Genomic DNA, 19902 nt, shown 5'->3' with positions numbered 1-19902 from the left:
TACAAATGTATTCAATGCGATGATGGCTCTTTGTGACTTTCGTCAGGTACTATTCCAATTCTGCGCATCAGAGCGACTGCATTAAAAACCATTCCGCCCGGTAACCCGGCGCAATCCTTCCCCATTCATTATCGATTCCCAGCACGCGTGCCGGATACAGTGACGCCATCCGGAATGCTTCCTGGTCGTCAATACCTGCCCGGTTGATGCTGAAACAAACTGCCGATGCCATCGTCAGCGCTGAACCGGATAGCGTTCCGTCGGGCAGTGTATACCTGTCTCCATTCAACTGGTGTTTATATGTTCCTTCGTTATTGGTGGTAACGGCATCGGTGATGATAAAAAGCCTGTCGCCCATAATTTTTTTCGCGATCCTCATGGCCGCCGGATCCACATGATAGCCATCAGTTACCATACTCGACATCACGGTGGGGTGATCAAAGATGGCACCCACCAGACCAGGTGCCCGGTGCTGAAAGGATGACATCGCATTGAATAAATGTGTACAGGTCCTGATACCTTTTTTAAACGCCTGCCCGGCCTGCTCATAAGTGGCATTGCTGTGCCCGGCAGACAAAATGATACCGGCATCCTGGAGATAACGGAGACCCTCATCCGAAAATAATTCCGGTGCTATAGTCATCATTTTTACAATTCCCTTTCCATAGTCCACCAGTTTGCGGATATTTTCCATGTCAGGTTCCTGCAGGTGCTCGGCAGTATGGGCGCCTTTTTTCAGCAGGTTCAGGAAGGGACCCTCAAGATGCAGTCCGAAAACACCGGTTCCACCGGCATTCCAGTACTGGCGAACCGCATCGATCGCCGCAAAAGCAACTTCATTTGTATTGGTGGCCACCGTGGGCAAAATAAGGTGAGCACCTCCGGCGCGGGAATAATCTACCGTTGCCTGCAGGGCCTCTACAGTGGGATGCACCCCAAACAACTGGCCGTTGCCACCATAGATCTGGATATCAATAAATGCCGGAACCATCATCGCTCCCTGCAGATCCTGTTGCTTATCGGCGTATCCGTCGGAATGTACAGAATGGATAAAACCTTCGTTCACGGTAATAACCGCTTCGTTCAGCCATTCGTCTCCGGTGAAGATGCGGCCATTGAAAAACCTGGTGCTTGTTGCGTTACTCATGTTCATCTGCATTGTGTATGGAAAAATGATCACCATCCTTTAAAAAAGGAAGTTTTGACCGGATATCATTCAATATGGATTTTTGAAGCGTGATGGTGTTCAGCTCCTCATCATGCGACTTGTGGTAAAGCGTTTCACCCATGGGATCGATCACCATGCTGTCGCCGCTGTGGTAAATATCATTACCGTCTTTCCCAACCCGGTTAACGCCCACAACAAAACACTGGTTCTCGATGGCACGGGCCGTGAGCAGGGTCTTCCAGGCATGGCTTCGCCGTTCGGGCCAGTTGGCCACATTGATCAGGATGTCGTATTCGGGTTCCGGCTGGACCTGTATATCTGGTTGGTTAACTTCTGACAGGTACATCTGCTGTCGCGCCCAGACCGGAAAACGCAGGTCATAACAAACCTGCAGGTTGATCTTCCAACCATTGACAGATGCGATCAAACGGCGATGCCCATGCGAATAGTGCTTGTCTTCCCCGGCAAATGCAAAGCGGTGACGCTTATCATAATGACCAAGCTGTCCGTTCGGCAATACCCATAGCAGCCGGTTATAATAATTTCCGCCTTCTTCTATGACTACAGATCCGGTTAAAATAATCCTTTTAGCAGCAGCCATCTTTTTCATCCATCTTACGGTTGGTCCATCCATTGGCTCGGCCAGCCGCTCCGGCTGCATGGTGAACCCGGTGGAGAACATCTCCGGCAGCACCACTATTTCCATTCTATCCGTTACCGCACTGATCTTTTTTTCCAGCATGGCCAGGTTGGCTTCCCTGTCTTCCCAATGAAGGGCGGTCTGAACAGTGGTGATCGTTAATGAAGACATATCCGAAATTAATTCTTTACGCTGAAGGGCAATTGTTTTCCATTGGAGCCGGTCCAGGTTCCTGACAGTGCATTGCCACTAATGGTAGCCCTGATGGTGCCGGTGCTCCCTTCATCACCGTATTCATGCAATACCAGGTTATTGCCTTTACGCTCCCCTGATAATTCAATGGCAATTTCCCTGGAATCGTAATAATAATAGCCAGCTGCATAGTTGCCATCCAGTCGCTCCAGTATCAATACCACGGGATATTTTCCAATGGTTCCGGACAAAGGTTTAAGCAGGCCGGACAAGCCGTCGCTCTTTATGTTGGCGGTGGGTTCGATGAATATCTTTTTACCGTATGCATTCAGCCAGGGAGACAAAATGGCGGATGGTATTCTCACAGAAAGGTCGGCCTCCATACCCCTAGCCACATGGGGAAAGCAGTGGCTCCGGAAAAAAATCATTCCCGCTGAATCGATCACCGCATTGTTTTCCTCTGCCTCCAGGTTACATTCTGTAAGCGATTGGCTGATATAGTCCTGATCCTCCTTATTCATCTTTTCTTCAATGGCCGCCATTCCGGCCTCTTTTATAATTTTTTTCCTTTCCTCCCGCAGGTAGGACCGGAGTTGCTGCAACCCTTCCGGTGTAAAAAGGTCTGCTGTCAAAATCTGGGTGCCGTTTTGCAGGTTGAAATTTTGGAAATGCGAATAGGATTCGGGGTAGGCGGCCATTGTTTCGAGATCCAGCCGCAGGCTCAGAACCCGGGGTGACTGAAATACGATACCATAATCAATACTGGTGTAGCCGCTACGGACCCCGCTGTCCTTATGTTGGTAAGCGGTTCGTTCAAAAATATCAGTTCCTTTCCGCAGTGATTTCGGGGTATTATGCAGCCAGGTTAACTGCAGGAAACGGTTGATTTTATTGATGACGATGCTGTCCGGACCCTGAACGATCGGAAACCTGGCCTCAGGACCGTCTTTGCCGGCAGGGGGAGCATAGGCATGGTCCAGCACCTTAACCTGTGCGGTTGCGTGATAAAAAAGGAAGAGGCAGAGCGTCATCAACCCCGGGCTCTTAAGTCTTTTAAAATATCCTGGATGAGATCCCATTCGTATCCTTTATATAATAAATGATCCTGTGTTTTTTTCAGCCTGGCAAGAGGTGGTTCGCCCTTAAGGCTTTCCCAGCGGGTGCTTGCCAGCTTCTCCAGGGTGGTGCTGTAGCCATCTTCCGGGATTTCCTTCATGGCTTTTTTGATACAGTATTCGCTTACCTGTCGCTGTTTGAGCTCATTTTTGATCCGGTTTCGACCCCAGCTTTTCATCCTGAATTTTCCCCCCGCGAACTGAATGGCAAATCTTTCTTCATTCAGGTAATCCTCTTCGATCAGTTGGGAGATCAGTTGCTCTACTTCCTGGCTGCGCAGGCCATAAGAGTAAAGCTTCTCCTTCACCTCCTGGTGGCAGCGTTCCTGGTACCCGCAATAATGCCGGGCCTTCTGCAGGGCCTGTTCGGGGGTCAGCTTTTGGGGAAATGCCATCCGGCAAAATTCAGGCAAATAAAGGTGGGGAAAAAACCCAATTTGGCCTGGGGTGGGATACTGGTCAAATTTTTCAATCACAAATCAGCAATCATAAATCAGCAATCCCCTAAATTCCTTAGTTTCGTCCATTATTAACAGACCCGTTTTATGAAGTTCATCGTTAGCTCATCGGCATTATTGAAGCAGCTCCAGCAGATCAGTGGTGTAATCAACGCCAATACCGTTTTACCCATTCTTGAAGACTTCCTTTTCGAGATTGATAAAAACAAAATGAATGTGGTAGCTACCGACCTGGAAACTGTAATGCGGGTGCAGATGGATATCGAAGCCAAGGAAAGCGGCCGGGTTTGTATTCCCGCCAAGATACTGATCGACTCCCTGAAAAATATCCCGGACCAGCCCCTGACTTTTACGATCGATAAAAACTTCGGTATTGAGATCACCAGCGACAACGGTAAGTACAAGGTGATGGGCGAAAACCCTGACAATTTCCCCAAGGAGCCGGTAGCCGACGATACCACTTCCTTTGATATGACCAGCAGCGCGCTGGTTACCGGTATCAACAAGACCCTGTTCGCCGTGAGCAACGATGACCTGCGGCCTGCCATGACCGGCGTGTATTTTGAACTTGATAAGAACTTCCTCCAGTTCGTGGCTACCGACGCACACCGGCTGGTTCGTTATAAGCGCACCGATGTGAAATGCCCGAAATCTGATTCTTTCATCGTTCCGAAAAAGCCGCTCAACATCCTGAAAAGCGCCATGCCCGATAACGATGATACCATCACTGTCAGCTATAACAGCAACCACCTCTTTGTTACCCATGGTAATACCCAGATGAGTTGCCGCCTGATCGACGCACGCTTCCCTGATTACAAAGTGGTGATCCCTGCCGATAATCCTTACAAGATGATCGTGACCAAATCCGATTTCCAGGGTGCCCTGCGCCGGGTTAGCGTTTTCTCCAACAAGAGCACCAACCAGGTGGTATTGAATATTTCCGGAAGCGAGTTGCAACTGGCTGCCCAGGATATCGACTTCAGCTTTGAAGGTAACGAGCGCATGAAATGCCAGTACGATGGTGAAGACCTGGCAATCGCATTCAACGCTCGTTTCCTGATCGAAATGCTGAATGCGGCAGAGAGTGATGAAGTGCGCATGGAATTATCCACCCCCACAAAAGCAGGCATCATTAAACCCATGGAGGGAGATGAAAACGAAGAACTGCTGATGCTGGTGATGCCACTGATGCTGAACGCGTAATTGCGTCAGAAGGGGAAAGCACAACCATAGCGGATGAAATTCCAGCAAATCCGGTCATACGACAATTACATTTTCGCCAACCTGCAACTCAACCTGCTGAAGGACCAGGGTATTTCCTGTTACCTGCAGGACGAACACACCATTACCATCGACCCACTGCTGAGTCCCGCCATCGGCGGCATGAAACTGATGGTGGTGGATCCGGAAGCAGACATGGCAAGGCAAATGCTCGACAGGGCCGATGAAGAATACCTGAAGACCGTTGCCTGTAGCGGTTGCGGACATGTGGGACTGGAAAAAGTGACCCATATTGAAAAACCGGAAGGCTTCTGGCAAGCACTTAAGATCCGTTTGATATCGGGTGCAACGGTTTCCATGAAAACCCATTACCACTGTCCGGCTTGCGGCCGGCAATTTGACCAGGTTCCTGTTTAATTTTTACCGGGGTCGGCTGAGACTGGACAGCTTGATTGGGACCGGCGGGGTTTGCAGAATGATTTCGCGGGGTTCGCGATTCCTTTATTAAATTGGGTATCATTGATTGTCTATGGATACATTTATTGAATATTGGGCAAATATTCCTCCCGCACACCGCGTGTTGATCCTGATGGGGGGGATGGTTCTTTTCTGGCTGCTGGAGGGATACTATCCTCTTTTCCGTTTTTCCTTTAAACGTTACAAACATGCCGGGGTTAACCTGGTCTTTCTGGCCACTACCCTGGTGCTGAACCTGATCTTTGGTGCTTTCACCATCCTGGTTTGCGATTGGGTATACGATTACCAGATCGGATTGATGAACTGGTTTGATTTTTCCATCTGGGTGGATATCATAGCCGGACTCCTGCTGATGGACCTGTTCGGACAATACATTCCCCACTGGCTCATGCACCACGTGAAGTTCATGTGGAAATTCCATATGGTGCACCACAGCGATACCAAGGTGGATGTAACAACCGGAACAAGACACCACCCGGGTGAGTGGCTGTTCCGGGAAGCGAGTACCATCATCGGAATAGTGGTCATCGGCGCGCCGGTCTGGTTGTATTTTCTGTACCGCGGCTTATCAGCGATGTTCACCCATTTCAATCATGCCAATATCCGGGTGCCGCGCTGGCTCGACCGGCCAATCAGCTGGATATTCGTTTCGCCCAATATGCACAAAGTGCATCATCATTATATGAGGCCGCAGACCGATTCCAATTACAGCAATATTTTCTCCGTGTGGGATCGCCTGTTCGGAACCTTCCGTTATGATGATGTTGCTTCACTGAAATACGGACTGGATGTGCTGGATGAACGTACCGATGAAGACCTGGGTTACCAGTTTAAAATTCCTTTCGATAAAAATATCAGGACCGATTATTAGTCTGCTAACTTTGGCCTGATTAAAACCTTGATGATGGGAAAGACTATTGCAATGATCCCCGCACGTTATGACGCCACACGTTTTCCAGGCAAACTGATGAAGGTGCTGGGCGATAAAACTGTTATCCGTCGGGCATTTGAGAATACATTGGAAACCGGTTTGTTCGACGAAGTGAGCGTGGTAACCGACAGCGATATCATTCATGAGGAGATTGCCGCCATCGGCGGGAAGGTTTACCGCAGTGTGCAGCCACACGAGAGCGGAAGCGATCGCATAGCCGAGGCCGTTAGGGAGATGGATGTGGATATTATTTTAAACGTACAGGGTGACATGCCTTTTGTTAAAAAGGGTCCGCTTTCTGTATTACTGGATAGCTTTAAGGATGCGGCGGTTCAGGTGGGTTCGCTGATGCAGGCCATGCATGAGGAGGAATCGGTAAAAAATCCGAACGTAGTGAAGGTGGTGGTAGACAAGAACATGAATTCTCTTTTGTTCAGCCGCAGTCCGATACCCTATCCGCGCAGCCGTGATATTCCCATTACCTGGTACGAACACGTCGGCGTATATGCCTACCGGAAAGAAGCCCTGATGAATTTCACCAACTGGCCCATGACCCCACTTGAGGCTGCTGAAAAAATTGAGTGCCTCCGTTACCTCGAAAATGGCATCCCCCTGAAAATGGTGGTCACCGAATATATGGGTGTCAACATCGACACCCCCGAAGATCTTGAGAAAGCGAAAGCTTTTTTAGGTGTCTGACATGTTGAAGGCGTCTGACGTTTAGCATTACTGAAAACCGTGAATCCAAACGTCAGACGCCTTTCCCAGAGTCCCCAACCGTCAGACGCCTAAAAAACGCCTTCATAATCCTGCCCTGATTTTTTAACCTAAAATCAATCAAAATGAATCAGGGTAAAGCATTATTAGCAGAATTTATCGGTACAGCCTGGCTGGTGCTGGGCGGATGTGGAAGTGCCGTGCTGGCAGCTGCCTTTCCGGAAGTCGGCATAGGGCTGTTGGGCGTTTCAATCGCCTTTGGCCTTACTGTGGTGACCATTGCCTATGCGCTGGGTCCGGTTTCCGGAGCTCACCTGAATCCGGCCGTATCGCTGGGATTGTGGGCAGCCGGAAAATTCACCGGCAGTTCACTGCCGGGATATATTATCGCACAGGTCATGGGTGGAATGGCCGGGGCAGGAATACTTTATCTCATTGCCTCCGGACAGGATGGTTTTAGTCTGAACGCCGGATTTGCCGCCAACGGATACGGTGACCACAGTCCGGGTAAATACTCCATGACCGCAGCCCTGGCCTGCGAAATTGCCATGACCTTTTTCTTTTTACTGATCATACTCGGAGCAACAGCCAAAAGAGCGAGTGCCGGATTTGGGGGATTGGCCATCGGACTGGCATTGGCCCTGATACACCTGATTAGCATTCCCGTAACCAATACGTCGGTGAATCCGGCACGCAGCACCAGCCAGGCAATATTTGTGGGCGACTGGGCTTTAAGCCAGCTCTGGTTGTTTTGGGTAGCCCCCATTGCCGGCGCCCTGATCGCGGGTTTCGTTTATAGGTCGTTGCTGGATGAGTGAGGCATAGGCGTCTGACGCTTGTGTACGGGAAAGTCGTCTGACGTTTAGAATTACCGAATTCAACGCACCCAAACGTCAGACGACTTCAACCCACGTCTTCAACATGTCAGACACCTATCTTTTTTTAAACACAGGTACTGTACTGCAGGGTTCGCCGTACATAATGGTTTTGGCTACAGGCAGCAGCAGTCGGGTAATCTCCAGGTAGGCAAATTCACCAATGGGTGTATCGCCGCATCCCTTTACCACCACTCGCTGGTCGGTGAATTGCCGGGGATCGATCTGCCGCAGATTGCGCAGGAATAATTGTTTGTGGAATTCTTCAGTTGTACCGAGATACATATCCCTTGTGAAGGGTTGCAGGTTGGAAGCCACCAGCATATAGGCCCATACGGGTATCACCGCATCGGCGCTGCAGGTTACCGTCACATATTTATCCTGGTATTGTGACCAGTCATGTTGTTTCATGGCTTCCCTGAAATCTTTTTCTTTCAAAATCAGGCCCATGAATAAAAAATCCTTCAGGTCAAATACTTCAATAACGTCTTTAGGATAATAATTTTCCAGGTCGAGGCTTATCAATCCGCTATCGGCAACCTTATTCACGATCAGATCTGACATGGGATGTTTTTTATGCTAACAATTATTGCGGCTATAAAGTTATGACAAAAAAAAGCGGGCCGTTTGGCCCGCTGATTATAGAGTATTTCAGGTGTGTGATGTTTGTGGGGGAAAGGTGTCTGACGTTTGTGTCTGGTGAATTCAGTAATACTAAACGTCAGACACCTATATCCCTACAATATTTTTGCGCGATCGTCTTTCACATTGGCTGCTTTGCGCAGGGCGTCCATCGCACGGAAACCTGCCGACTGACGCATTTGCTGCATCATGGCATTACGCTGGGTCTCCGCATTGATTCCGCCATCAGGCATGGCCGAAATATTTTCCGTTTTGATCACGAATACAGCGGCATTGCCGGTGATGGGTGCGGAAATTTTCGACTGGTTTGCCTTGTTGAAAGCAGCTCCGATAACCTTTGGCTCCTGACCAACATTCGGAATAAAGGGAGACGCAAAACGGACACTGTCAGAACGCAGTACAGCCTGCTGGGTGGCAGTTGCAATCGCTTCCAGGGAATTGCTGGCGCCGATTTTTTTGCTGATAACTTCCGCTTTTTTATTGTTGCGAATCAGGAATTCAACCTGCGGACGAGCCTTCGCAGCACTCATCACTCCTTCCTTATTGATCTCGGTGAGCATGGCCACCACATATTTATCATCGATATTAAATGGTTCAGATACATCGCCGGGTTTTGCTTCGTTGATCCAACGAACCAACTGGCGACTGGAACCGAGTCCTGCAATCATGATATCGTTTGGTTTGATATCCTGGGCAATCAGTTTGGTCAGTGTTTTTTTAGTGGCATTTTCATCGAAGGCTTTTGCATTGCGGCTTTCACCAGCAAATTGATTGGCTGCACCCGATGCCACATTCTCCGTTTCAACACTTGGAACAATCGGACGGCTGAGGTATGCAATCTTATAAGCAGGTTCAAAATTCTTCTGGTTCAACACCTCTATATAATGGTATCCGAAACTTGTCTTCACCACTTTTTTATCTCCCGTAACGCCATAGAAAATTACTTCAGCAAATTCCTTAGCGAGAGAACCAAATTGCTGTGAAGCAAAATCGTATTCTCCCCCTTTATCCTTACTACCGGGATCCTCACTGTATTTGGCAGCCAGTGCCGCAAAATCAGCACCGCCGCGAATAGCAGTTTCAATTGAATCAATCCTTGCCTTGGCAACACTGTCGGTATTGGTTTGGCTGCTTACCAGAATGTGGCGGCATTTAACACTGTCCGGCAGGTTGCGCTTGCCAATCATTTTTGCCACCACATAACTGCCACCATCAAGGTAGGGACCAAACACAGATCCGTCGGCCATCGAACGAATGGTATCTGCATTGGGAACCTGCAGCTTTGATTTTAAAACAAAACCATCAAAATATGGCAGGTCGCTGTTATTCCTTACAAGGAACGCAGCAGGATCAGCAGCCGTTGCAAATTCTGTCCGCAGGTTTTCCAGGCCGGTTTTAACCGCAGATGAATCGGCAGCAGTAGGGGCAGCACTGAAAGAAACATAGGTAATGCTCCTGCTGGCTTCCTGCTTGAATTCTTCTTTATGTTTGTTGATGAAATCAGTGATATCAGCATCCGTTACCTTAACCTCGGCCGCACTGTCACTCACAGTATTATATGGCACAGCAACAAAACTCATGGAAGCAAGCTGGCTGTTATCGGAAATCATTTTCTCAGCCATCCACTTTGGAACATAAAAAGTATTGCCAAGAAGTGATGCATACTTTTCACGTTTGCGCGCATCCATTAATGCCGGCAAATAATTGTCGCTGAAATTTTTTGCCATGGGATTGTCCTTCTGCTTACGGAGTTCTGCGATTGCAGCTTTGGCAGCATTCACATCATATACACCCTGCTCATTGGTAAACTGCTGACGGAGGTCCTGCGGAGGGTTTGCACCGAAAAGAATATCTTCCAGTTCCTTTGGCGTAACAGTCAAGCCTAGTTTCTCATATTCTTCTTCCAGGACATTCTCTTCGATGACCTGGTTCCATACCTGCTCCTGTACATTCTGGCGCATCATTTCATTCATCGGATATCCCTGCTGCTGGTACTGGTCCTCCACCATCTGTACCCTTTTCTGGAAATCCACATAATCAATTTTTTCACCGTTCACAGAACCGATCGTGGTATTGTTCCCACCAAACAGTCCGCCGCGGCCGCGGCCTCCAACAAAAGCGTCCATTAACAGGAAGCCCAATAAGCTCAGCGCAATGACAATAAATACCAGCCACGCAGCCTTGTCCCTGATGTTCTGAATGATCGACATGGTTTTTCTTAATTATTATATTATACGGTTGTCAAAAAATGAGGAGCGAAAATAACGAAATTCACCATATGAACAAATTGTGGAAAATGGCTGAAATTGGCTTCAAATCAGCATTTCAGGGAATTACCCCTAAATAGCCTTACCAGACCTGAATATCAAATTATATATATTATTTATATAACAAATTTATATTGTTCCACGTATAGAAACATATAAATACTGATAATATAGTTGCCTTCACTGCTATTCCATGGGTTATTCACAGTGATTTTAAGTGATGTGAAACATGTATACACAGTCATTTGTTAATATTCCGGTTTTATGGTGGAAAAACCGGGGTTTGGTAAGTTGGATTCAGGGGAGAATTTCCGGAAAATTTACAGCCAGGGGTAGGTGGCTGCCGGAAGGGGTTGATAACCCCGGGTTTATTAGATCGCTTTTCACATCAGCAGGCCAAAATTGTTTTACAGCATTTATGTAGTCCACAGTTGTTGATAAAGACATGTAATGTAGTATAGTAGTGCTTTCTTTATTGTTGGATTTTTGTGGATTACTGTGGATAAGCAGCTAATTTTGACACCAGCAAGTCCGGGAAAATTAGTTTTCCCCATATCCACAGCCATAATAATAATAGGTTTATTTTAAAAAATATAATTAATAGTATTTACTATGCCAGTTATCAACATGGAATCAGCATGGAATAATATAGAACGGGTAGGATATCTTGATATTGAAATTGATCCGGCCCTGGATATTTTCCAGGAGATCGAAAGATTGAAAAAAGAAAAAAATGCCATCATCCTGGCGCACTATTACCAGGAGCCCGATATCCAGGATGTGGCTGATTATATTGGCGACAGCCTCGGTCTGGCACAGCAGGCCGAAAAGACCACTGCCGATATGATTGTTTTTGCCGGCGTTCATTTTATGGCAGAAACCGCCAAAATTTTAAATCCAACCAAAAAAGTATTGTTGCCTGATCTTAAGGCAGGATGTTCCCTGGCTGATTCTGCACCAGCTGATCTTTTCAGCGCTTTTAAAAAGCAGCATCCGGATCATATCGTCATTTCCTATATCAACTGCAGCGCAGAGATCAAGGCACTGAGTGATATCATCTGCACCAGCGGTAATGCGGAAAAGATTATTGAAAGTGTACCGGTGGATCAACCCATCATCTTTGCTCCGGATAAGAATCTGGGTGCGTTCCTGAATAAGAAGACCGGTCGTAACATGGTCCTATGGAATGGGGCCTGCATGGTTCATGAAATTTTCAGCCTGGAGAAGATCACCAGGCTGAAGGTTCGGCACCCCAATGCAAAATTGATTGCACACCCCGAGTGCGAAGACCCATTGTTGCGCATTGCGGACTTCATAGGGAGCACCACACAGCTGCTTAAGTATACCCAGCAGGATAATGCAAATGAGTACATTGTTGCGACGGAAACGGGCATTTTACACCAGATGCAAAAAGCCAGTCCGGAAAAAACTTTCATTCCCGCTCCCCCGGACAACAGTTGCGCCTGTAATGATTGTCCACACATGAAACTCAATACACTGGAAAAGCTTTATCTCTGCATGAAATATGAAAAACCGGAGATACTGATGGACGAGAACCTGAGACTTGCAGCCAAAAAGCCTATTGACAGAATGCTGGAGATCAGCAGGGCTGCAGGACTGGTGGGTTAATGAAGGAATTAACAAATGGTGTGGGTAATTTAAGTTAGCTTCGCCGTTCTTGACATCGCTCCTGCTGGTCCGAAGTATCGGTTCGTTTTGGTTGGTTCGTTTGTAAGGCGGGTAAAGTAACATCCTCAAATGTTAGCCTTACCGTTTTTATCATTTTAATTTTTTTGTATTGAATTTTTCGCAATTAGCGGTAACAGAACCCGTATTGAGGGCTCTTGCCGATGTTGGTTATACTAATCCAACACCCATCCAGGAAAAAGCTATTCCTGTTGTTTTACACAGAAAAGATTTATTGGCTTGTGCCCAGACTGGTACAGGCAAAACAGCGGGATTTGCTATTCCGGTTTTACAGCTTTTGCAGGAGGATCTTGCCAAAGTAAAAAGGTTCAGGGGTATCCAGGTTCTCGTACTGACGCCAACGAGGGAACTGGCGATCCAGGTGGAAGAAAGTTTCCGGGATTATGGTAAGTACCTTGGTTTCAGGAGTCTTTGCATTTTTGGTGGAGTATCCCAGGTTCCCCAGGTACAGGCACTGGAAAAAGGTGTTGATATCCTGATAGCCACTCCCGGAAGATTGCTTGACCTTGTGGGTCAGGGATTACTTTCGTTTAATGATCTGCGTTATTTCATCCTGGATGAAGCGGATCGTATGCTGGACATGGGTTTTGTGCATGATGTAAAGCGGATCCTGAAATTGATTCCTAAAGAAAGACAATCACTGTTTTTCTCTGCCACCATGCCGGATGAGATCCGCCAGCTGGCAGATACAATCCTTAAACATCCTGTCAGCATAGCGGTTACTCCTGTGTCTTCAACAGCTGAGTTGATTCACCAGGAATTGTATTTCGTGGATAAGGATGAAAAGAAATTCCTGCTCCTTGATATGTTGAATAATGGCAGGATAGATACGGTGCTGGTGTTTACCCGGACTAAATACGGCGCGGATAAGGTTGCCAAGTTTCTCCTGAAAGCTGGTATCAGTGCTGCAGCTATTCACGGTGATAAATCACAGGGTGCCAGGCAGCAGGCATTGAACAATTTTAAGGTTGGAAAAATCAGGGTACTGGTGGCTACAGATATTGCTGCACGCGGTATTGATATTGATTCCCTTGCATGGGTGATCAATTTTGAAATTCCCAATGTGGCTGAAACCTATGTGCACAGGATCGGTAGAACGGGACGTGCCGGTGCCGATGGTACCGCGATTTCTTTTTGTGACAGGGAGGAAAGGGCGTACATCCGTGACATTGAAAAATTGATTGGAAAGAAAATTCCTGTCAGCCGTTCTGAAAAGAGCCTGGCATAATTAATAAAATCTAAAGGCTAAGATATTTTAAATATTTAAAATATGTTAGCCTTTTTTTTATCTGCCCATATACACCATTAAGATCTGTACATCACTGGGATTGATGCCGCTGATCCTGCTGGCCTGGCCCAATGTACGGGGTTGAATTCTTTTTAATTTTTCCCTTGCTTCATTACTGATTGCGGCAACTTTTGTATAGTCAAAGCTAGTCGGGATTTCCAGGGTTTCCATCTGGTTCATTCTTTCCACCAGGTCTTTTTCCTTTTCTATATATACGTCGTATTTCAGTTGTACTTCTGCCTGCTCGAGTATTTCTGTGGTGAAGGGTGAAAGTGCTGCTGCGAATCCGGGAATACCAGCGCTCATATCCTTCAGGTTTATATTGGGGCGCAGTAGTATCTGGGCAGCTTTTTGTTTTTGCAGGATAGGCGCTGAATTTTTTGATTCCAGGAATCCATTGGTTGGGCCTGGTTCAAGCGAGAGTTCCTGTAACAGTTTTTTTACTATTTCTGTTCCTTCTTTTTTGGCCAGTACTTTTTCCAGTCTGTCCTGTTTAGCCAGCCCTATCTGATAACTTTTTTCTGTCAGGCGCAGGTCTGCATTATCCTGGCGGAGCAGGGTTCTGAATTCCGCCCTGCTGGTAAACATGCGATAGGGTTCTTCGGTACCCTTGCTGATCAGGTCATCGATCAGTACGCCGATATAGGCATCGCTTCTTTTCAGGATAAAAGGCTCCAACTCTTTTACTTTAAGGTGCGCATTGATACCAGCCATTAAACCCTGGCAGGCTGCTTCCTCATAACCGGTTGTTCCGTTTATTTGTCCCGCAAAAAATAGGTTCTGTATCAATTTAGTTTCCAAAGAATAAGTCAACTGTGTTGGCGGAAAATAATCGTACTCAATGGCATAACCCGGACGGAACATTTTGGCGTTCTCGAACCCGGGTATTGAAACCAGTGCCTTGTATTGAACATCCTCCGGCAGGGAAGTTGAAAATCCGTTAACATAGATCTCCACTGTATTCCATCCTTCGGGTTCTACGAAAATCTGGTGGCGTTCCCTGTCGGCAAAGCGATTGATCTTATCCTCGATACTGGGGCAATAACGGGGACCAACACCTTCGATCCTTCCCGTGTACATAGGACTACGGTCGAATCCTGTTTTCAGTAATTCATGGGTGGCCGAATTGGTATAGGTAATATGGCAACTCCTTTGCTGTTCCGGCCGTATGGTTTCTATACCCATATAACTGAAACCCACAATGGTTTCATCACCGGGTTGCTCTTCCATTTTGGAATAATCCAGGCTTCTTCCGTCTATTCTGGGTGGGGTACCGGTTTTCAGACGATCCGCCTCAAAGCCAAGGGAAACCAGTTGCTCTGTAATACCTGTCGCAGCTTTCTCTGCTACCCTGCCACCACCGAATGTTTTTTCACCAATATGAATGATACCGTTCAGGAAAGTCCCACTTGTAACCACCACCGCCCTGGCACTGATCTCGTGTCCAAGTCCCGTAACAACACCCCTTGCCCTGCCATCCTTAATAATCAAACCCTTTACCATATCCTGGTAAAAATCCACATTGGGAGTTTGTTCCAGCATTTCCCGCCAGGTACTTGCAAAAAGCATGCGATCACTTTGTGCACGCGGACTCCACATGGCAGGTCCCTTTGAAAGGTTCAACATCCGGAATTGGATCATACTTTTATCGGTCACAATGCCAGAATAACCCCCGAGGGCATCAATCTCTCTAACAATCTGTCCCTTTGCTATACCACCCATTGCCGGGTTACAACTCATCTGGGCGATGGTTTGCATATTCATGGTCACCAACAAGACCTTGCTACCCATATTAGCTGCAGCTGCTGCTGCCTCACAACCCGCATGTCCTGCCCCAACCACTATAACATCATAAACTGGAAACATTCAAAAGATTTAGTGTACAAAAGTACAGGTTGTTGGGGAGACTGAATGTTCCACGTGGAACAGATGGTTTTTCTGTAGCCTGGTTTTACATAGCTTAAGTCCAGGAATAAGAACCAGTAAGCAACAGGAGGGTGAGAAAGGAGTCATGTTGAATGAGAGATATTAGAACCACTATTTTCCTCTGGGATGATACCAAAACTGAATATACTTATCCTGCACCTTTTACTGCCAGCACTTAGCTTTTATTCCTTAATAATGAACATGCCGAATAGTCTGTTGGCTCTTATGCTGGAGGTTCAATTTGGAATCCTGAATTTATGGAGCCTATGGGAGAATATGCTTGGATCTTATAGGGACAGGTTTTTGTAAAGGATGGGCTGAGGGGTATTGAGGAATATATCCTTAAGTTGTAGCCAGACAGTATGGCTGTTTTAAGCTATTGTGGTGAGATGATACTGTGCTAATAGGCGGGAAATACTTTTTTCTGCAATCATAATTGGTTCCTACAATAGCCCGGCTGATCTTTCCCTGTTTTACACGCATGCCTATTCCATGCTACCCAGACAACGAATTTCAGGGATCTTTTAACCCTGTGGATTTCCTTTGTTCCACGTGGAACATTAAAAATACATGTCCAGGTATTTGTTCTCCATTTTCCTCATGAGAATCTCCTCTTCCTGTGTTTTATCACCATAACCGCAGAGGTGAAGCGCACCGTGGAAGATCACCCGGTGCAATTCGCGGGTAAAGCTTTCCTCGTGGTTATTGGCATTGTCCCTTACCCGGTCAATACTGATATAGATTTCCCCTGTGGTGGCTTGTCCGGGTTCTGAAAGGTCGAACGTGATGATATCAGTATAATAATCGTGGTTCAGGTAGTTACGGTTGATCTCAAGCAGGTATTCATCGCTGCAGAAGATAAAATTAAGTGAGTCCAGGGCTTTCTTTTCCTTTTTAAAGAGCTGTTGGATAAAGGATTTACACTGGTTCCGGTTCTGGAAGCTGAATCCTTTCAGCAGGTAATGGAACTGAATATTATCGGTAGCTTTGCTCATCATTTCCAAAATTCGTAAAACAATTTCAATGGCGGAGCATAGTTTTGAAGCAGTTATGATGAAACGTTTATCAGATATAGGGGTTGGGCACACGGTTGTGATCAAGAGCTTTGAGAACAATGATATTTTCCTGAAGCTAATGGAAATGGGATGTGTTCCCGGTGAAAAGGTAAGGGTGGAACAGAAAGCCCCGCTTGGTGATCCCATCGCGATATCGGTATCGGGCTATAACCTGAGCCTTAGGCTGGATGAAGCCCGTAATATTTTTGTAGAAGAGGTCTCCTGACCTCTTTTTTTGTGTCTTCAGACAGGTAAGCTAAATTGGCGGCATGAAAATCGGACTCTATTTCGGCTCCTTTAATCCCATTCATACCGGTCACTGTATCATCGCCCACCACATGGCTACGCATACAGACCTTCAGCAGGTGTGGCTGGTGGTTTCGCCTCAAAACCCTTTCAAACCGGCTGCGGCCCTGCTCAACGAGTACCACCGCCTGCACCTGGTGAAGACAGCCATTGAAGGAGTTAGCTGCTTAAAAGCCAGTGATATAGAATTCCACCTCCCCCGCCCTTCCTATACCATCGATACCCTAACCTACCTGGAGGAAAAATTTCCCCAGCACGAGTTTGCCGTGATCATGGGCAGCGATGGACTGCAAAACCTTCATAAATGGAAGAATGCGGACAAACTGGTAACCAGCCATGATTTTTATGTTTATCCCCGCCCGGGTTTTGATATCAGTACCAAACTACCGGCCCGGATCCAGGTGGTAAAAGCACCGATGCTGGACATCTCCGCCACAGAAATCCGGAAACTGGTTCGGGAAGGAAAAGACATTCATTTCCTGGTGCCCGATGGGGTACGCCTTGAAATTGAGAAAAACGGGTATTACCGCTAAGTTTTCATCCACACTTAATCAATTATGTACCGGATTTTCATTGCCCTGGTCCTTGCACTCATCCTTTGCCAGTCCCTGCCTGCCCAGAAAACAGACCGTAAACTGCAAAAACAGGTGGAAGCACTGGTGCAGGGCTTCGGGGGAGTCGCCGGAATTTATATTAAACACCTGCCCTCCGGAAAAACAGCCTCAGTTCAGGCAGATACCCTCTTTCCCACCGCATCCATGGTTAAAATCCCGATTCTCATCGGTATCATGGATAAAGATATCAAAAGGCGAACTGCAATACCACCAGAACCTGTAATACCGCGATTCCCTGCTTTATCCAGGTGAGGATTTACTCGGATCATTCAGGGATTCCGCCAATATCCAACTGGCCAAGGTTATAATGCTGATGATGACCACCAGTGATAATACCGCCAGTTTGTGGCTGCAACTGCTGGCAGGTACAGGAACCAGGATCAACGAGCTGCTGGACAGCCTTGGATTTATCTCCACCCGGGTTAATTCACGCACAGCGGGCAGGCAGGAAAACTGGAAGCTTTACGGCTGGGGACAAACCACACCAAGAGAAATGGTTGCCATCATGGAACGCTTATACCACCGGCGTTTGCTGGGAAAAAGCCAGGATGAACTGATGCTCCGGCTGATGGGTCGCAACTACTGGAATGAAGAAGCTTTGTCACAAATTCCACCTGAAATTTTTGTTGCGTCAAAAAATGGCGCAGTCGATGCTTCCAGAAGTGAAACCATGCTGGTTATGGCTCCCAATGGTCCCTATATAGTATCCGTCATCACTAAAAACCAGAAAGATACCAGCTGGAACAGCGGCAATGAAGGCTGGGTCCTTTCCCGCAAATTATCGCGCCTGCTGTGGAACCATTTTGAACCCCGCTCCACCTGGAAACCGGTTTTGGACCTGAAAGGCAATCCGGAAGAAAAGCGGAATGATTGATATGTAAATATTATATTATGTGTGAGTGGGTAATGATATACCCCGCAAATTCTTATATAATTCCATTGCATAGGAATCTGTCATGCCGGAAATAAAATCGATCACCGACAGCGCTTTATCATATGGACTGCCATCATCCGTACCGAACTGTGCCGGTAACAGTTTCAGCACCTTTTTCTCGCGGTGCGATGGCGACTGGTGCAATACAGCCGGAATAAAGGATTGCAGCAGGGCACTCATCACTTCATATCCGGCCAGCTCAATCTTCACCACAGTTTCATGGTTGTAGATCTTTTTGACCGTCACCTTGTTGATGGCTTCCAAAGCCGCCAGGGATGCAGGTTCAATCCCATCAATTAATGATCGGTTATACATTCCTGTTAGTATTTCGTTCCGGTTGCTGATGAATACTTCCACACAGCTCAGCGCCAGGAAATTGATGCACTTGGCGCGCAGATAGGCCAGTTGTTCGCGGGTATCGCCCTCCAGTTCTTTCAGCGTGGAATGTATCCGTTCCTTGTTTTCCCTTGCAGAACTTCCGAGTAATTCCAGGAACATCCCGATGGCAGTATCGCTGTCAATAATTCCCAGTCGGTGGGCATCCTCCCAGTCAATCACCCGGTAACAGATATCATCTGCCGCTTCCACCAGGAATACAAAGGGATGCCGGTGGTAAACCAGTGGCTCCAGGGATTGTGGCTGCATACCCAATACCTGCGCCACTTCCATAAAACTTTCCTTTTCCGTCTGGAAAAAGCCATATTTCTTGCAGTGAAGCAGCTTCGGATCAGTGGCCAGCGATTCGCAGGGATATTTGGCAATGGAGGCCAGGGTGGTATAGGTTAGCTGGTAACCGCCTTTCTGCCGGTTGGCATAGGGATGGGTCAGGATCCGGAAAGCATTGGCGTTGCCTTCAAAATGGGTGATATCCTGCCATTCGGCCGCCGAAAAATGTTGCTGCAGGGGCTGGCCATCTAACAGGCTGCCACCATTCTGGATAAAATAGGCAGAAATGGCCGCTTCACCCGAATGCCCGAAGGAAGGGTTGCCGATATCGTGCGCCAGGCAGGCTGCTGCCACCACACTGGATAAGTCGGCCGTATAGAAATGCTTTCCCGCCTCATTCAATTCCGTTCCCAATACTTCCACCAGCTTCTCTCCCACCAGTTTTCCCAGGCTGCGTCCCACACTGGCTACCTCCAGCGAATGGGTCAGGCGGTTGTGCACCAGGATCGGTCCGGGTAAGGGAAATACCTGGGTCTTGTCCTGCAGCCTCCTGAAGGCTGCTGAAAAAATCAGGCGATCGAAATCGCGCTCATAAGGCGTGCGCGGCTGGGCAGATATATAACCCTGTCCGAACCTTCCATGTGAAAAGCAATTGTTCCAGTGCATCATGTTGCAAAGTTAGTCCTCCGCATCTTCAAAATAA

The 19902-nt window shown here is 47.3% G+C and carries 20 protein-coding genes; 11 read left to right on the top strand and 9 right to left on the bottom strand.

The features are described from left to right. Positions 1-67 precede the first annotated feature (67 nt). The 4 genes from nagA to BC349_RS17890 are packed head-to-tail and all read right to left on the bottom strand — an operon-like array spanning position 68 to position 3510. The gene (gene nagA / locus BC349_RS17905; protein ID WP_187258155.1) at positions 68-1147 is read right to left on the bottom strand and encodes an N-acetylglucosamine-6-phosphate deacetylase; all 1080 of its coding nucleotides are present in this window, start codon (positions 1145-1147) and stop codon (positions 68-70) included. After that, positions 1140-1979, bottom strand: a complete 840-nt coding sequence (locus BC349_RS17900; RefSeq protein ID WP_187258154.1) for a nitrilase family protein — start codon at positions 1977-1979, stop codon at positions 1140-1142. Before BC349_RS17900 ends, nagA begins: the two co-directional genes overlap by 8 nt. An 8-nt stretch (positions 1980-1987) precedes the next feature. Then, positions 1988-3079 (bottom strand): hypothetical protein, encoded by a 1092-nt coding sequence (locus BC349_RS17895; RefSeq protein ID WP_187258153.1) that lies wholly within the window; start codon positions 3077-3079, stop codon positions 1988-1990. Next, entirely contained in the window at positions 3031-3510 is a 480-nt protein-coding gene (locus tag BC349_RS17890; RefSeq protein WP_187258152.1) for a regulatory protein RecX, read from the bottom strand. The genes BC349_RS17895 and BC349_RS17890 overlap by 49 nt, the downstream gene beginning before the upstream one ends. 150 nt (positions 3511-3660) lie before the next feature. Between BC349_RS17890 and dnaN the strand changes: the two genes are divergently transcribed. The 5 genes from dnaN to aqpZ all read left to right on the top strand — a co-directional run bounded on the left by dnaN (position 3661) and on the right by aqpZ (position 7737). Then, positions 3661-4776, top strand: a complete 1116-nt coding sequence (dnaN, locus tag BC349_RS17885) for a DNA polymerase III subunit beta (protein ID WP_187258151.1) — start codon at positions 3661-3663, stop codon at positions 4774-4776. A 33-nt stretch (positions 4777-4809) separates the two neighbouring features. Then, the gene (locus tag BC349_RS17880) at positions 4810-5211 is read left to right on the top strand and encodes a hypothetical protein (protein ID WP_187258150.1); all 402 of its coding nucleotides are present in this window, start codon (positions 4810-4812) and stop codon (positions 5209-5211) included. A 112-nt stretch (positions 5212-5323) separates the two neighbouring features. After that, positions 5324-6142 carry a sterol desaturase family protein gene (locus BC349_RS17875; protein WP_187258149.1) on the top strand — a complete coding sequence of 273 codons (819 nt, stop codon included), beginning with the start codon at positions 5324-5326 and terminating at the stop codon, positions 6140-6142. A gap of 33 nt (positions 6143-6175) precedes the next feature. After that, on the top strand, positions 6176-6901 hold the full coding sequence (kdsB, locus tag BC349_RS17870) for a 3-deoxy-manno-octulosonate cytidylyltransferase (protein WP_246457046.1): 726 nt from the start codon (positions 6176-6178) through the stop codon (positions 6899-6901). Between the two features lie 143 nt (positions 6902-7044). Further along, positions 7045-7737 carry an aquaporin Z gene (aqpZ, locus tag BC349_RS17865; protein WP_187258148.1) on the top strand — a complete coding sequence of 231 codons (693 nt, stop codon included), beginning with the start codon at positions 7045-7047 and terminating at the stop codon, positions 7735-7737. Positions 7738-7851: 114 nt separating this feature from the next. Here aqpZ and BC349_RS17860 read toward each other — a convergent pair whose 3' ends face one another. Both BC349_RS17860 and BC349_RS17855 read right to left on the bottom strand, forming a co-directional pair. After that, complete coding sequence (locus BC349_RS17860; protein WP_187258147.1) at positions 7852-8358, bottom strand: DUF2480 family protein; 507 nt, start codon at positions 8356-8358, stop codon at positions 7852-7854. 173 nt (positions 8359-8531) lie between these two features. Further along, entirely contained in the window at positions 8532-10646 is a 2115-nt protein-coding gene (locus BC349_RS17855) for a peptidylprolyl isomerase (RefSeq protein ID WP_187258146.1), read from the bottom strand. A gap of 669 nt (positions 10647-11315) precedes the next feature. Here BC349_RS17855 and nadA point away from each other — a divergent pair. Then, positions 11316-12332: a quinolinate synthase NadA gene (gene nadA, locus BC349_RS17850; protein WP_187258145.1), complete on the top strand. Its 1017-nt coding sequence runs from the start codon at positions 11316-11318 to the stop codon at positions 12330-12332. Between the two features lie 169 nt (positions 12333-12501). After that, positions 12502-13638 (top strand): DEAD/DEAH box helicase, encoded by a 1137-nt coding sequence (locus BC349_RS17845; RefSeq protein ID WP_187258144.1) that lies wholly within the window; start codon positions 12502-12504, stop codon positions 13636-13638. Between the two features lie 57 nt (positions 13639-13695). Here BC349_RS17845 and mnmG read toward each other — a convergent pair whose 3' ends face one another. After that, positions 13696-15564, bottom strand: coding sequence for a tRNA uridine-5-carboxymethylaminomethyl(34) synthesis enzyme MnmG (mnmG, locus tag BC349_RS17840; RefSeq protein ID WP_187258143.1), 1869 nt, complete (start codon positions 15562-15564; stop codon positions 13696-13698). 620 nt (positions 15565-16184) lie between these two features. Beyond that, entirely contained in the window at positions 16185-16622 is a 438-nt protein-coding gene (gene ybeY / locus BC349_RS17835; RefSeq protein ID WP_246457044.1) for an rRNA maturation RNase YbeY, read from the bottom strand. A gap of 25 nt (positions 16623-16647) precedes the next feature. Between ybeY and BC349_RS17830 the strand changes: the two genes are divergently transcribed. The 4 genes from BC349_RS17830 to BC349_RS20050 are packed head-to-tail and all read left to right on the top strand — an operon-like array spanning position 16648 to position 18473. Beyond that, positions 16648-16905: a FeoA family protein gene (locus BC349_RS17830; RefSeq protein WP_246457042.1), complete on the top strand. Its 258-nt coding sequence runs from the start codon at positions 16648-16650 to the stop codon at positions 16903-16905. A 43-nt stretch (positions 16906-16948) separates the two neighbouring features. Further along, on the top strand, positions 16949-17518 hold the full coding sequence (nadD, locus tag BC349_RS17825; RefSeq protein ID WP_187258142.1) for a nicotinate (nicotinamide) nucleotide adenylyltransferase: 570 nt from the start codon (positions 16949-16951) through the stop codon (positions 17516-17518). Between the two features lie 24 nt (positions 17519-17542). Beyond that, a complete protein-coding gene (locus tag BC349_RS20055; protein ID WP_246457040.1) occupies positions 17543-17851 on the top strand; it encodes a serine hydrolase in 309 nt (102 codons plus the stop codon). Beyond that, positions 17835-18473: a serine hydrolase gene (locus BC349_RS20050; protein WP_343063790.1), complete on the top strand. Its 639-nt coding sequence runs from the start codon at positions 17835-17837 to the stop codon at positions 18471-18473. Before BC349_RS20055 ends, BC349_RS20050 begins: the two co-directional genes overlap by 17 nt. A gap of 15 nt (positions 18474-18488) precedes the next feature. On the opposite strand, the gene dgt is transcribed toward BC349_RS20050, so the two are convergent. Continuing rightward, on the bottom strand, positions 18489-19868 hold the full coding sequence (dgt, locus tag BC349_RS17815) for a dGTP triphosphohydrolase (protein ID WP_246457036.1): 1380 nt from the start codon (positions 19866-19868) through the stop codon (positions 18489-18491). Positions 19869-19902 lie beyond the last annotated feature (34 nt).

Origin of the sequence: Flavihumibacter stibioxidans, assembly GCF_014332695.1 — a bacterium.
Classification (GTDB): domain Bacteria; phylum Bacteroidota; class Bacteroidia; order Chitinophagales; family Chitinophagaceae; genus Flavihumibacter; species Flavihumibacter stibioxidans.
The sequence above is the reverse complement of the archived record's forward strand: the minus strand, read 5'-3'. Positions and strand labels throughout refer to the sequence as shown.